The organism is Amycolatopsis sp. NPDC058986, assembly GCF_042741125.1.
GTDB lineage: Bacteria > Actinomycetota > Actinomycetes > Mycobacteriales > Pseudonocardiaceae > Amycolatopsis.
In genome coordinates this window covers 26,331-38,858 of the sequence record NZ_JBHYJW010000028.1, presented here as the reverse complement: position 1 = coordinate 38,858, position 12,528 = coordinate 26,331, and the positions used below count along the sequence as shown (strand labels likewise).

Genomic DNA, 12,528 nt, shown 5'->3' with positions numbered 1-12,528 from the left:
GGCCGAAGTGCTCAGTGAGGAGGAGCCTTGGCGGACACCGAATTCCGGGCGCGGATCCGGAGCTGGCTCGCCGAGCGGCTGCGCGGCGAGTTCGCCGCCCTGCGCGGCCTCGGCGGTCCCGGCCGGGAGCACGAGGCGTTCGACGAGCGCGTCGCCTGGGAGAAGGAGCTGGCCGCCGGTGGCTGGAACTGTCTCGGCTGGCCCGCCGAGTACGGCGGGCAGGACGCGTCGTTCGAGCAGCAGGTGATCTTCCACGAGGAATACGCCCGCGCGGACGCCCCGGCGCGGGTCGGTCACGTCGGCCAGGAACTGCTCGGGCCGACACTGCTGGCGTCCGGGACACCGGAGCAGAAGCGCCGGTTCCTGCCCAGGATCGTGGCCGTCGAGGAGCTGTGGTGCCAGGGCTATTCCGAACCGGGCGCCGGATCCGATCTCGCGGCCGTTTCGACGTCGGCGCGGCTCGAGGGTGACGAATGGGTCATCAGCGGGCAGAAGGTGTGGACGTCGCTCGCGCACGTCGCCGATTGGTGTTTCGTATTGGCGCGCACCGAATCCGGCTCGAAGCGTCATCACGGTCTGTCCTATCTGCTCGTCCCGATGCGACAGTCCGGAGTGGACGTCCGGCCGATCCGGCAGATGACCGGGACCTCGGAGTTCAACGAGGTGTTCTTCGACGGTGCGCGGACCGCGAAGGATCTCGTGGTCGGCGAACCGGGCGACGGCTGGCGGATCGCGATGGGCACGCTGGCCTTCGAACGCGGCGTCGCGACACTGGGCCAGCAGGTCGGGTTCCGGCGCGAGCTGGAGGCGCTGACCGAACTCGCCGAGCGGACCGGGGCGGACGCGGATCCGTTCGTGGCCGAGCGGATCGACCGGGCCTGGGCAGGGCTGGAGGTGATGCGGGCACACGCCGTCCGCACCCTCGGCGACGCCGCGCCGGGCGCCGCGTCGGTGGCGAAACTCGTCTGGTCGAACTGGCACCGGTCGCTCGGCGAGCTCGCGATGCTCGTCCGCGGGGCCGCGGGCATGGTCGCGCCGGACGGCTTCGACACCTGGCAGCGGCTGTATCTGTTCACTCGCGCCGACACGATTTACGGCGGCTCCAACGAAATCCAGCGCAACATCATCGCCGAGCGCGTGCTCGGCCTGCCTAGGGAGGCGCGAGCGTGATTCCTGTGCCGAAGTATCCGGAGGGCGCGAACCTGTTGCGGGACAAGGTGGTCGTGGTGACCGCCGCCGCGGGCACCGGCATCGGCTCCGCGGTCGCACGGCGCGCGCTGGAGGAAGGCGCCCGGATCGTGGTCAGCGACCAGCACGAACGGCGCCTCGGCGAAAAGGCCGGGGAACTCGCCGAGTTCGGTGAGGTGCACGCGATCCCGTGTGACGTCACGCGCGAGGAACAGGTCCAGGCGCTCGTCGACGGGGCGGTCGAAAAGTTCGGCAGGCTCGACGTGCTGATCAACAACGCCGGTCTCGGCGGGACCAGGTCGCTGCTGAAGATGACCGACGAGGAATGGTCGCGCGTGCTCGACGTCACGCTCAACGGCACGTTCCGCGCCACTCGCGCGGCGCTGCGGCGGTTCGCCGAGCAGGGCGGGGGAGGCGCGATCGTCAACAACGCCTCGGTGCTCGGCTGGCGGGCGCAGGAGGGGCAGGCGCACTACGCGGCCGCGAAGGCCGGGGTCATGGCGCTGACCCGGTGTGCCGCGGTGGACGCCGCGCCCTACGGCGTCCGGGTGAACGCCGTCGCCCCGAGCATCGCGATGCACGCCTTCCTGGCCAAGGTGACCAGCGACGAACTGCTCGCCGAGCTGACCGCGCGCGAGGTTTCCGGGAGGGCGGCGGAGCCGTGGGAGGTCGCGAATGTCATGGTTTTCCTCGCCAGTGAGTACTCCTCGTACCTCACCGGCGAAGTCGTGTCCGTGAGCAGCCAGCATGCGTGAGGTCCAGACGTGAGTCCAGCCGCCAAGAACGCCCCCGGATCCCGCCGCGCCGAGCTGCTCGCGCTCGCGGCGCGGCTGTTCGCCGACCGCGGTTACGTCTCCACCACCGTGCGGGACATCGCGGACGCGGCGGGCATCCTCTCCGGCAGCCTGTACCACCACTTCGACTCGAAGGAGTCGATGGCCGACGAGATCCTGACCGGGTTCCTGGACGAGCTGTTCGGGTCCTACGCCGAGATCGTGGCGGAGGGGCGCGGTGCCCGGGAGACACTGGAAGCCGTCGTCGTCTCGTCCTTCGACGCGATCCACCGGCGGCCCGCCGAAGTGGCGATCTACCAGAACGAGGCCAAGCACCTCATGGGGCTGCCGCGGTTCTCGTATCTCGCCGACCGCAACGCCGAGTTCCGCAAGCTGTGGAACGGGATCCTCACCGACGGCGTCGCCGAGGGCGTGTTCCGCGAGGATCTGGACGTCGAACTCGTCTACCGCTTCATCCGCGACACCGTGTGGGTCGCGGTCCGCTGGTACAACCCGGACGGCGCGCTGAGCGCCCGCGACGTGGCCGAGCGGTACCTCGGCATCCTGCTCGACGGGATCGCCGCACCGGTGACGAAGAAGAGGAGGAGCCGTGGCTGAAGCCTATGTCCTGGACGCCGTGCGCACCCCGGTCGGGCGGCGCGGGGGAGCGCTGAGCGGGGTGCACTCCGCCGATCTCGGCGCGCACGCCATCCGCGCGGTCGTCGAACGGTCCGGAGTGGACCCGTCCGATGTGGACGATGTGATCCTTGGCTGTACCGACACGTTGGGCCCGCAGTCCGGCAACGTCGCGCGGACGTGCTGGCTCGCCGCCGGGTTCCCGCAGCAGGTGCCCGGGGTGACGGTCGACCGGCAGTGCGGGTCGAGCCAGCAGGCCGTGCACTTCGCCGCGCAGGCGGTGCTGTCGGGCACGATGGACCTCGTGCTCGCGGGCGGCGTGCAGAACATGAGCGCCGTGCCGATCAGCGCGGCGATGCTCGCGGGGCGCGAGTACGGGTTCGAGGATCCGTTCTCCGGCTCGAAGGGCTGGCAGGAACGCTACGGCGGCGTCGAGGTTTCGCAGTTCCGCAGCGCGGACATGATCGCCGGGCATTGGGACCTGTCCCGCGAGGCGATGGAGGAGTTCGCGCTGCGCAGTCACGAGCGCGCGGTCGCCGCTGTCGACAGTGGACGGTTCGACGCGGAGATCGCGCCGTTCGGCGACTTCCGGCGCGACGAGGGGCCGCGCCGGGACACCAGCCTGGCGAAGATGGCCGCGCTGAAACCGTTGAGCGAGGGCTCGCGGATCACCGCCGCCATGGCGAGCCAGATCTCCGACGGTGCGAGCGCGACGCTGATCGCGTCCGAGTCCTACGTCCGCGAGCACGGGCTGACGCCGATGGCGCGGATCCACACGATCGCCGTGCGCGCGGCGGATCCGGTGTGGATGCTCACCGGGCCGATCCCGGCGACGTCGTATGCGCTGAAGCGGGCGGGGCTGAGCATCGAGGACATCGATCTCTTCGAGGTCAACGAGGCGTTCGCGAGCGTGGTGCTGGCGTGGCTCGACGAGACCGGCGCCGACCCGGCGAAGGTCAACGTCAACGGCGGCGCCATCGCGCTCGGGCACCCCATCGGCGCGTCCGGGACGAAGCTGTTCGCCACCCTCCTGCACGAACTCGCCCGCACCGGCGGCCGCTACGGCCTGCAGACGATGTGCGAAGGCGGCGGCACCGCCAACGTCACCATCGTGGAACGCCTCGGCTGACCCGAGACCCGTGCGTGAACGCGGAACTCGCGTGATTGTAAGCGGAACTCGCGTGATTGAACGGAGATCTCGCGTGATTGAACGGAGATCTCGCGTGATTGAACCGGCCACCACGCCCTTCCCGCCGCGAGGGGGACGTGGTGGCCGGCGAGGGGACGCGGCCGCCGCGCGCGACCGCGTCCCGGATCACCCCACCGCGGAGGCCAGCCAGGGATCCTGGAGCACAGCGGGATCGGGCTGGATGGGTACCGCCGTGGTGGGGGCGTCCGCGGGGACGAATTCCGGAGCGGGCAGCCTGCGTTCGAGTTCGGCCGTCCAGTCCAGCATCGCTCGTGGCTTGTCCCACGAGCAGACCCCGACCAGCCTGCCGCCGCGGACGAATCCGGTCACGCCGTCGGCGAGGCCGACGGTGTCTTCGCCGAGTGAGGGGATCCCGGCGGTCTGTAACCGGACGTCGTACAGGGTCGACCACGCGCGGGGAAGCGGGGTGAACGGCTTCGCCGCCGAACGGCCGGCCATGAGGTTCTCCACCCCCGCGCGGGCCGATTCGACCGCGTTGATCCAGTGTTCGACGCGGCGGGGTTTGTCGTCGAAGCGGAGGTTGGGCCAGCGCGCCATGTCCCCGACGACCACGACGTCGTCGGCGCCCTCGGCGAACAGCGTCGATTCGCAGAGCACGCCGTCGGAGATGTCCAGGCCGGACCCGCGCAGCCAGTCCACCTGCGGCACGCTCCCGATGGCGAGGACGACGACACTCGCCACGAGCAGCTGGTTGTTCGTCAGGTGCAGCCCGACGGTCTCCTTGGTGCTGATCCAGTGCCGCACCTCCGACTTCATCGCCAGTTTCGCGCGGTGTTCGTTGTGCAGGGCGACGACGGAGTTCGCGACGCGCTCGCCGAAACGGTGCAGTGGCGCCCGCGCGTGGCCGACCAGGGTGACGTCGCGGCCGAGGTACCGCATGCTGGCGGCGAACTCGTTGCCGATCAGGCCACTGCCGATGATCACGGCCGGCTTGTTGCTCGCGGCGAGACAGCGCCGCACCGCGAGCGCGTCGTCCACGGTGCGCAGCACGCGTACCCGCGGGTCGTAACGCGGCGAGCCCGGCAGATGCCGGGGGTACACGCCGGTCGCGATGACGAGCCCGTCGTACCACAGCGATTCCCCGCCCGGCAGGTGCACGACCCGCTCCAGGGTGTCGAGATGGGTCGCGCGGGTGCCGAGCCGCCAGTGCACGTCGAGGTCGTGGTAGGCCGACAGCGTGACGTCAGCGGGCCGGGCGGCGCCCATGACCAGCTGCTTCGACACCATCGGCCGGTGATACGGGCGGCGTGGTTCGTCACCCACCAGCACGAGTTCGCCGTCGAAACCGATCTCTCGCAGGTGTTCCGCGGCGCGGAGGCCGCCGACACCCGCGCCGACGATGACGATCCGGTCGCCGTCAGCCATGGATGTCCCCTCTCAGAACCACGGCCTGCATCGGGCAGGCCCTGGCGGCCGCGACGGCCTGCTCGAGGTCGTCCGGCGCGAGCAGGCGTTTCCGGAACCGCAGCCTGCCGTCGTTGCCGAGGTCGAACACGTCGGGTGCCTCCATCGCGCAGATTCCGTACAGTTCGCAGCGGTCGTTGTCGACGCTGATGCGGGGGCCGTTCCCCAGGGGCAGCCGCATTCCCATGTCAGGCCACCTGTTCTTCGACGAGCCCGAGCCGTTCCAGCGTCCGCGCCGGCAGGAAGCGCAGCAGTGCCACGGTCACCGCGGGCACGAGCAGGGTGATCCCGCCCAGCCACAGGATCGACAGGTGACCGTTGGCGACCGCGCCGAACCAGGCGTGGATCGCGGCGAGCCCGACCGCGGGGTAGGCGCAGCGGTGCAGCCACAGCCAGCGCCGGTAGGACGTCCAGCGCTGCAGCCCGGCGGTGACCGCGATCGCCAGCATGACCTCGAAGCCGATGATGCCGGCGGTGTGGCGCGATTCCTGCGTCGGCAGGAACGGGATGAACAGGTAGTCGAGGCCGTACGGGTTGATCGTCAGGTAGAAGAAGCCGAGCGCGTGGATCCCGGCGAAGACCAGCGTCATGGTCGCCAGCACCATGTGCCCGTTGCGGAGCGCCTTCCGGCCGGTCACCGAACGCACCCAGCCGGTGGCGGTCAACACGCCCCAGGTCAGGGTGAGGCACATGGCCGCGTAGGCGAAGCGGGCGCACAGGGCGGCGACGCCGCGGGCGGCGGGGTCCGTCTTCGGCTGGAACTGCTGGGTCAGCGTGATCGCCACGTCGTGCCAGTGCTCAACCATGGCTTTCCCCCGTTCTGGTGCGGGACACCGCGGCGGCGGCTTGTCCGCGATGTCCCTTGATCCGGCGCAGGCCGAAGACGATTCCGCCGCCCAGCAGCAGGACGAGGACGGCCGCGGTGAGGACGTCCATGGTGGACAGGGCGAGGCCGCCCTGTCCCGCGGGCGCCGAGGTGGTGGCCACGTTCGCCGAGGGCAGCGCGGTGTAGTCGATGAGCCCGGTGCTTTCGAGCAGCGTGATGTGGCGCATCACCGCCTGGTTGGCGGTGGTCGCGTAGGCGCGGATGCGGTCGTCCCGCGTGCCCGCGCGCACCTGGGCGATGGTGGCGAGGATCTGGCCGTGCGCGGCGCGGAGCCGGTTGGCGAAGATCCGGTCGAAGTCCTCGGGGGCGCGCGCGTTCCTCATCTCGGCGAGCCAGCCCTGCTGTTCGGCGGTCGGCTCGGCGGGCAGGGCGATGCCGAGATCGCCCGCCAGGGAACGGGTGACCACGTCGAGCCGCCCGTGGTCGATCATCAGCGCGCGGCCGACCTCCTTGACCTTCGGGTTGTTCGAGCGCGTCTCGGTCCACATCCCGGACGGCATCTCCCAGAGCCCGGCCTGGCGGACCTTGACCACCAGCGTCGCGTCGGACTGGTCGAGGGCGGCGGCGACCCCGGCGGGGCCCAGCGGCACCAGCGCCGCGGCCGCCGCGAGAACCGCGCAGATCCGGCCGGGCAGCCGGAGGGAACGCGCGGCGCCGGGACGGTCAGAGGCGGAACGCATCGGCCCGCCAGGTGTCCTGGGTCGTCTCGATCTTGTGCCCGTCCGGGGTGACCGGGTACCAGGCGCGGTCGGTGCCCTGGCCCGAGGTCTCCCCGGGCATCCGGTCCTCGGCGTAGCGGTACAGCGGCCAGCCGGCGAGGGTGACCTGGTCGCTCCCGTCGGCGCGGGTGACCTTGCCGACCAGCGCCCTGTCGATCCCGGTCAGCGGGATCTCCCCGCTGGAGCGGACCGGAGTCCATTTCTGGGCACAGGCTTCCACGCAGACCGAACGGGGTGGCGTGCTGGTGTCCCGGTCGTAGCGATACACGGTGTAACCGCTGCCGTCCACGACCATGGGGCCGAGATCGAACGGGCGAGCGGCCTGGAGTGACGCCTTGGCCGGATCGGTGTCGTCGGTGGGCATCATCGGCATGGTTCCGGCGCCGGAGCCCGGCGAATACGGTGCGGACGAACCGGCGCCGGACGAGGCGCCCGCCTGACAGCCGGTGAGCGACGCGAGCGCGGTGAGGAACACCGCGGGCGGCGCGAGGCGGCGGAGTATGCGGTTCACGGCTTTCTCTCCTCGGGCAGGGGAGCGCGCCGTTGCGGCGACGCAACGGAAAAGGGCGCGAAAGATCCACAATGGACAGTCCGTCCTCGTGGATACCGTGCGTTGCGGGGGTCAACGCTCTGTCGGGGTCTTCGGTAGGGGATACGGACACGACTGCGAAACGGTTCAAAAAACTTTGCGCCGGACGGCCCAAGATTTTGGTACTAGACGAACAAGCGGGTGCGGCACAAGGATGTCCGGTGTGGGACGGCACAGTCGGACGCTGCGCCCGGTCGCTGATCATGATTCCGCCTCGAATGCTCATGACGACCTGGCGAAGGCGTTGTACCAGGAGTTCGGTGGGGCCCTGATGGCGTTCGCGCTCAGGCTCACCGGCCACGATCGGCAGTGGGCCGAGGACGTGGTGCAGGAAACCCTGATCAAGGCGTGGCGGAACGCGGACAAGCTCGACCGTCAGCCGGAGATGCTGCGGGCCTGGTTGTTCACCGTGGCCCGGCGTATCGTCATCGACGGCTGGCGCAGCCGCAGCGTCCGTCCTCAGGAGATCGAGGAGATCTCGTCGGACGCGATCTGCGTGCCCGACGAATCGGACCGCACGCTCGCCGCGATGATCATCTACGAGGCGCTGCAAGGCCTTTCGCCCGAGCAGCGGGAGGCGATCCAGCAGACGTACCTGCGTGACCGGACCGTGAACGAGGTCGCCGCGACACTGGGCGTCCCGCCGGGTACCGTCAAGTCTCGCATCCATCATGCGGTCCGGGCGCTACGCCGGGCGTTGCGCGAGCGGGGGTGAACTGAGGTTGGCAGGGTCCGCCCACACCGACGTCGCCGCGTATGTGCTCGGCGTGCTGGGCGAGGCCGACAGCGCGCGGTTCGAGGAACACCTCATGGACTGCCCGCACTGTCAGCTCGATCTGCTCGAGCTCTACCAGCTGCCGGACATTCTCGATCTGGTGAAGAAGAGCTGGCCGGAGCCGCCGATGCCCGCGCCGGGCGTGCGGGCGCTCGCGCCCGGCCCCCGCGTGCTGCGCGCGCTGATGGAGGAGGCGGCGGTCAAGCGGAAACGGCGCCGCCGGCTCGGGTTCCTGGGCGCGGCCGCCGCCGCGGTGGCCGTCATCGCCGGCCCGCTCGTGACGATGGCCGTGCGTCCCGCCGACGCCATCGGCCCGCAGGCGGCGCCGGTGCCGACAGTGCGGCCGGAGACCTCGCCCGCCGCGGCGTCGGCTTCCCTTCCGCCGCCGTCTTCGCAGGCGCCACCGTCCTCGGCCGCGCCGACCGGGCAGGCGGGCGCGGCGACGTCGTTCGGCAGAGCCGACGCGGGTTCGTCGGTGAGCGCCCAGGTCACGGTCTCGCCCCGGGAATGGGGTGCCGCGGTGGAACTCGAACTGCGCGGCATCGTCGGGCCGATGGTGTGTGAACTCAGGGCGATCACGCGTGACGGGCCCAAACGCGTGGCCGACTGGAAGGTGCCCGCCAAGGGATACGGCATCGCGGGTTCGCCCGAACCGCTGCGCATCGGCGGCGACACCTCGCTTTCGTTGTCCGACATCACGCGTTTCGAAGTGCGTACCGAGGACAACACGCTGCTCGTCGCCATCGTGCGCTGAGCATACTATAACGAGGAGATCACGGACAGATCTCGGTTGAACCGGATCGCGCCGCCGTCCGTATTCCCTGATGCAGGACCCCGCGGCGCCGGGACAGCGGCGCCGGATCCACCCGGTGGCCGGGCCGGAGGAAGACCGTTCCCGGCTCCGTGTATCGCGCCCCCGCAATTCCTTCGCAGTTCATGGCCGGGCACCGGTTTTCGGCGTGCCCGGAAAAACGAACGAGGTGACCAAGTCTATGGCCCGGAATCATCCCCGGCCCGCTTCGACGGGCAGGCACCGGATCAGCCGCAGAACGAAACTGACGACCGGTGCGCTCGGCCTGGCGATCGCCGTCGGCGCCTTGGCGGTCTACGCCACGTCGGGCACTCCCCAGCAGGCGGGCGCGGACGAGGCCGACAAGTCCTTCTTCATCGACATCACCAAGGTCCGGCCGAACAAGGACGAACCACAGGCGCGCGACGGCGCCTCGACCGGGACGTTCACCGTCGATTGTGGACGGAACGAGGAACAGCACTTCAACCCCGACAACTTCATCGCCCAGCCGGGGATCCGCAACGGCGCGCAGCATCTGCACGACTACGTGGGCAACCTGTCCACGAACGCCGATTCGAGCAACAAGAGCCTCCTGGCCGCGGGTACGACGTGCAAGAACGGTGACCAGTCGACGTATTTCTGGCCGGTCGTGCGGATCGACACCGGTGACGAGAACAACGGTGACGGGAACAACGGCGGCCGGAACCAGGGTCGCACCGGCGACAGGAACAACGATCAGCGGGCACAGGGCCGGAACGGCGATCAGGGCCGGAACGAGGTGAAACGCCGGGACGGTGGTCAGCGCGACCGCGGCGGCAACCGGGACGACGACCAGAACGGCAGGAACAACGACAACGGCGACCAGCAGGAGCTGCCGGGTGTCAACGACAAGAACGAGCTCGCGGGCAACGACGGGCGGATCCTGCGGCCCGAGGTCGCCAAGATCACCTTCCGCGGCAGCCCGGTCGGCAAGGTGAAGGCCATGCCGAAGTTCCTGCGCATCCTCTACGGCGACGCGAAGCCGTCGGTGAACGGCAAGGCCAACACGAAGGCCAGCTGGACCTGTACCGGCCTCGAGAACCGGATCACCGAGAAGTACCCCATTTGCCCGAACAACAGCAAGGTGGAGCGGATCCACGACTTCCCGAGCTGCTGGGACGGCGAGAACACCGACAGCGACGACCACCGCTCGCACATCGTGTTCCCGAACGAGAACGGCAACTGCAAGCGCGGGTTCACCGCGGTGCCGCAGCTGCGGATCACCCTGGTCTACGACATTCCCCGTGACATCCAGCAAAAGGGACAGTACAAAGTGGACTCCTTCCCGGAGGAGGAGCACAACCCGCTGTCCGACCACGACGATTTCGCCAACGTGATGAGCCGGGATCTGATGGACCGGGTGGTCGGCTGTGTCAACGGTGGCAAGAACTGTGCCGAATAACGGCACCGGCTCTGCCCGCGGCAAGAGGAGAACGACCCATGTACCGGATCCGGCTCGTGGCCGCCGCCGTACTCGGCTCGGCGGGTCTGGCCTTCCTCGCGGCGTGCGGTGCCGGGTACACCGATCCCGGCCAGGTTCGCGGCGCGTCGGCGGCCGGGCGGACCGTGACCTCGGCGGTGCCCGCCTCCTCGCGCGTCAAGCTCGCCGCCGGCGCGGTGGAGGGCCTGGGGCCGGTCCTGACCGATCAGGACGGCCGGACGCTGTACCGCTTCGCGAAGGACGGCGCGCGGCCGTCGAAGTCCACTTGCGACGGTGACTGCGCGGCGCGATGGCCGCCGCTGCTCGCCGACGGGCCACCGCAGGTGACCGGCGTCCAGGAGCAGCTGGTCGGCCTGATGCCGCGGGACGACGGCGGGACCCAGGTGACCGTCGGCGGCTGGCCGGTTTACCGCTACGCCAAGGACTCCGGGCCCGGGATCGCGCTGGGCGACGGTTCCGGCGGGACCTGGACGGCCGTGACCCCCGGCGACGGGAGGGCGGTGGCGCAGCGGCCGTCCACGGCTGTCGCCACCGCCGAGGTCGACGGGCTCGGCACCGTGCTGACCGATCAGGACGGGATGACGCTCTACCTGTTCACCAAGGACGGCAAGCAGCCGCCGAAGTCTGCTTGCGACGGTGACTGCGCCCGCACCTGGCCGCCGCTGGTGGCCACCGGCGAAACCTCGGTGTCCGGAGTGGACGGAAAGCTCGTCGGGCAGGTGCTCCGGCCCGACGGGACCCGGCAGGTCACGGTCGGCGGCTGGCCGGTCTACCGCCACGCCAAGGACACCGCGCCGGGGCAGGCGACGGGCCACGGTGCGGGTGGCACCTGGTTCGCCCTCGAACCGAACGGCTGCAAGGTGCCCGGCGACCGGAAACCCGCGGCGTCCGGTACACCCCTGAGCGGGTAGCGACCCGTTCCCCCATCTCCGGTCCGGCGGATGCTTCCCTCCACCTCACCCCCCTCATCCGCCGGACCGGACCGTCGCGGTCCCCGTGCGTTCCGCGGGGACCGCGGCCCAGAAATCCAGCGGGACCCGGCCCGCCGAGCGGCCCGTGTCGTCCATCAGCCTGCCCATCAGCTTGACGCAGCGCAGTGTCACCGCGCGGTCGACGATCTCGAGCCACGGCAGTTGCGCCGCGAGCCCGCTCTCCAACTCGACCGTGTCGTGCTGGGAACGCAGCCACACCACCGCGCAGAGGTTGGCGGCTCCGCTGATCGCGGCGCACATCCGGATCTCCGGCAGCCGCCCGAGCGTGCGGGCGGTCGCTTCCAGCTTGTCGGGCGGGACCCGCAGCCACAGGGTCGCGGTGACCGGTGCGGGCGAGAGCGGCCGGGCGATCTCGCAGCGGAGGTGGATCGCGCCGCGGCCGAGCAGCGCGTCCAGCCGTCGCCGGACCGTGCTCGCGCCGACTCCGAGCGCCTGCGCGAGTGCCGCGGCCGACGCCCTGGCGTCTTCGCCGAGTGCCAGCAGCAGTGCCCGGTCGAGATCGGTGAACCGCAGGGCGCCGTTGGCCGTGGCCGCCGCCGGGGCCAGTGCCCTGCGCTGGTCGGGCGAGATCGCGCGCACCCGCCAGCGGCTGCCTTCGGCGAACAGCCGCGGTGAGACCACCGTGCGGGTGGCGACCACTCCGGTCAGCCGCGACAGGCGATGGATGACGTAGTCCGACACCTCCCGCAGCGTCGGCGCGACCACGTGCGCGAGCAGATCGCAGTGCCCGGCGACGTACTCGACGGTCGGCACATGCGGGTCGGCGGCCAGCTCGCGGGCGACGCGCAGCGGTTCGCCGGGCCCGCAGTCGATCTCCACCAGCGCGAGGGTGAGCCGGGCCCGGAGTTCACCGCCGGGATAGGCCGTCAGCCAGGCTTCCCCGCGCTCGACCAGCCCGTCCCAGTGCCGGGCGGCGGTGGCCGCGCCGATCCCGAGCGTGCGCCCGAGCGCCGACCACGGCACGCGCGGACTGGCCTGCAGCGCGTCGACGAGCTTGAGGTCGCTTTCGCTCAACATGGCTGATTCCCTGGATTTTTCCCGGCGTTCTGGCTGATTCGGCCGATCTGCCCGGCTTTCGTGTTCGAC

The 12,528-nt window shown here is 70.5% G+C and carries 14 protein-coding genes; 8 read left to right on the top strand and 6 right to left on the bottom strand.

The annotated features are described in order from the left end of the window. The first annotated feature begins 27 nt into the window (after positions 1-27). Genes ACFW0G_RS24120 through ACFW0G_RS24105 form a run of 4 tightly spaced genes read left to right on the top strand, consistent with a single transcriptional unit; the run spans position 28 to position 3,726 of the window. Positions 28-1,170 carry an acyl-CoA dehydrogenase family protein gene (locus ACFW0G_RS24120; RefSeq protein ID WP_378327632.1) on the top strand — a complete coding sequence of 381 codons (1,143 nt, stop codon included), beginning with the start codon at positions 28-30 and terminating at the stop codon, positions 1,168-1,170. Further along, positions 1,167-1,943 (top strand): SDR family oxidoreductase, encoded by a 777-nt coding sequence (locus ACFW0G_RS24115; protein ID WP_378327631.1) that lies wholly within the window; start codon positions 1,167-1,169, stop codon positions 1,941-1,943. The genes ACFW0G_RS24120 and ACFW0G_RS24115 overlap by 4 nt, the downstream gene beginning before the upstream one ends. Positions 1,944-1,952: 9 nt before the next feature. Further along, positions 1,953-2,579 (top strand): TetR/AcrR family transcriptional regulator, encoded by a 627-nt coding sequence (locus ACFW0G_RS24110; RefSeq protein WP_378327630.1) that lies wholly within the window; start codon positions 1,953-1,955, stop codon positions 2,577-2,579. Next, the gene (locus tag ACFW0G_RS24105; RefSeq protein ID WP_378327629.1) at positions 2,572-3,726 is read left to right on the top strand and encodes an acetyl-CoA C-acetyltransferase; all 1,155 of its coding nucleotides are present in this window, start codon (positions 2,572-2,574) and stop codon (positions 3,724-3,726) included. The genes ACFW0G_RS24110 and ACFW0G_RS24105 overlap by 8 nt, the downstream gene beginning before the upstream one ends. 186 nt (positions 3,727-3,912) lie before the next feature. Here ACFW0G_RS24105 and ACFW0G_RS24100 read toward each other — a convergent pair whose 3' ends face one another. Genes ACFW0G_RS24100 through ACFW0G_RS24080 form a run of 5 tightly spaced genes read right to left on the bottom strand, consistent with a single transcriptional unit; the run spans position 3,913 to position 7,327 of the window. Then, complete coding sequence (locus ACFW0G_RS24100; protein ID WP_378327628.1) at positions 3,913-5,172, bottom strand: NAD(P)/FAD-dependent oxidoreductase; 1,260 nt, start codon at positions 5,170-5,172, stop codon at positions 3,913-3,915. Beyond that, a complete protein-coding gene (locus ACFW0G_RS24095; protein ID WP_378327627.1) occupies positions 5,165-5,398 on the bottom strand; it encodes a ferredoxin in 234 nt (77 codons plus the stop codon). The genes ACFW0G_RS24100 and ACFW0G_RS24095 overlap by 8 nt, the downstream gene beginning before the upstream one ends. Before the next feature lies 1 nt (position 5,399). Continuing rightward, positions 5,400-6,017, bottom strand: coding sequence for a ferric reductase-like transmembrane domain-containing protein (locus tag ACFW0G_RS24090; RefSeq protein WP_378327626.1), 618 nt, complete (start codon positions 6,015-6,017; stop codon positions 5,400-5,402). Next, positions 6,010-6,777 carry a DUF4142 domain-containing protein gene (locus ACFW0G_RS24085; RefSeq protein ID WP_378327625.1) on the bottom strand — a complete coding sequence of 256 codons (768 nt, stop codon included), beginning with the start codon at positions 6,775-6,777 and terminating at the stop codon, positions 6,010-6,012. Before ACFW0G_RS24085 ends, ACFW0G_RS24090 begins: the two co-directional genes overlap by 8 nt. Beyond that, entirely contained in the window at positions 6,761-7,327 is a 567-nt protein-coding gene (locus ACFW0G_RS24080; protein ID WP_378327624.1) for a hypothetical protein, read from the bottom strand. The genes ACFW0G_RS24085 and ACFW0G_RS24080 overlap by 17 nt, the downstream gene beginning before the upstream one ends. Before the next feature lie 241 nt (positions 7,328-7,568). On the opposite strand from ACFW0G_RS24080, the gene ACFW0G_RS24075 reads away from it, so the two are divergent. The 4 genes from ACFW0G_RS24075 (at position 7,569) to ACFW0G_RS24060 (ending at position 11,361) form a co-directional block, all read left to right on the top strand. Further along, positions 7,569-8,120, top strand: coding sequence for a sigma-70 family RNA polymerase sigma factor (locus tag ACFW0G_RS24075; RefSeq protein WP_378327623.1), 552 nt, complete (start codon positions 7,569-7,571; stop codon positions 8,118-8,120). Positions 8,121-8,127: 7 nt separating this feature from the next. Further along, positions 8,128-8,934 (top strand): zf-HC2 domain-containing protein, encoded by an 807-nt coding sequence (locus tag ACFW0G_RS24070; RefSeq protein WP_378327622.1) that lies wholly within the window; start codon positions 8,128-8,130, stop codon positions 8,932-8,934. Positions 8,935-9,172: 238 nt separating this feature from the next. Then, positions 9,173-10,411: a DUF1996 domain-containing protein gene (locus ACFW0G_RS24065; RefSeq protein ID WP_378327621.1), complete on the top strand. Its 1,239-nt coding sequence runs from the start codon at positions 9,173-9,175 to the stop codon at positions 10,409-10,411. Positions 10,412-10,449: 38 nt separating this feature from the next. Continuing rightward, positions 10,450-11,361: a hypothetical protein gene (locus tag ACFW0G_RS24060; protein WP_378327620.1), complete on the top strand. Its 912-nt coding sequence runs from the start codon at positions 10,450-10,452 to the stop codon at positions 11,359-11,361. 54 nt (positions 11,362-11,415) lie between these two features. Here the strand turns inward: ACFW0G_RS24060 and ACFW0G_RS24055 are convergent, their stop codons facing one another. Then, positions 11,416-12,459, bottom strand: coding sequence for an Lrp/AsnC family transcriptional regulator (locus ACFW0G_RS24055; protein ID WP_378327619.1), 1,044 nt, complete (start codon positions 12,457-12,459; stop codon positions 11,416-11,418). Between the last annotated feature and the right edge of the window lie 69 nt (positions 12,460-12,528).

Coding starts and splice junctions, on each gene's coding strand:
- ACFW0G_RS24100 (WP_378327628.1), bottom strand. CDS start 5,172: ATGGCTGACGGCGACCGGATCGTCATCGTCGGCGCGGGTGTCGGCGGC.
- ACFW0G_RS24095 (WP_378327627.1), bottom strand. CDS start 5,398: ATGGGAATGCGGCTGCCCCTGGGGAACGGCCCCCGCATCAGCGTCGAC.
- ACFW0G_RS24090 (WP_378327626.1), bottom strand. CDS start 6,017: ATGGTTGAGCACTGGCACGACGTGGCGATCACGCTGACCCAGCAGTTC.
- ACFW0G_RS24085 (WP_378327625.1), bottom strand. CDS start 6,777: ATGCGTTCCGCCTCTGACCGTCCCGGCGCCGCGCGTTCCCTCCGGCTG.
- ACFW0G_RS24065 (WP_378327621.1), top strand. CDS start 9,173: ATGGCCCGGAATCATCCCCGGCCCGCTTCGACGGGCAGGCACCGGATC.
- ACFW0G_RS24060 (WP_378327620.1), top strand. CDS start 10,450: ATGTACCGGATCCGGCTCGTGGCCGCCGCCGTACTCGGCTCGGCGGGT.
- ACFW0G_RS24055 (WP_378327619.1), bottom strand. CDS start 12,459: ATGTTGAGCGAAAGCGACCTCAAGCTCGTCGACGCGCTGCAGGCCAGT.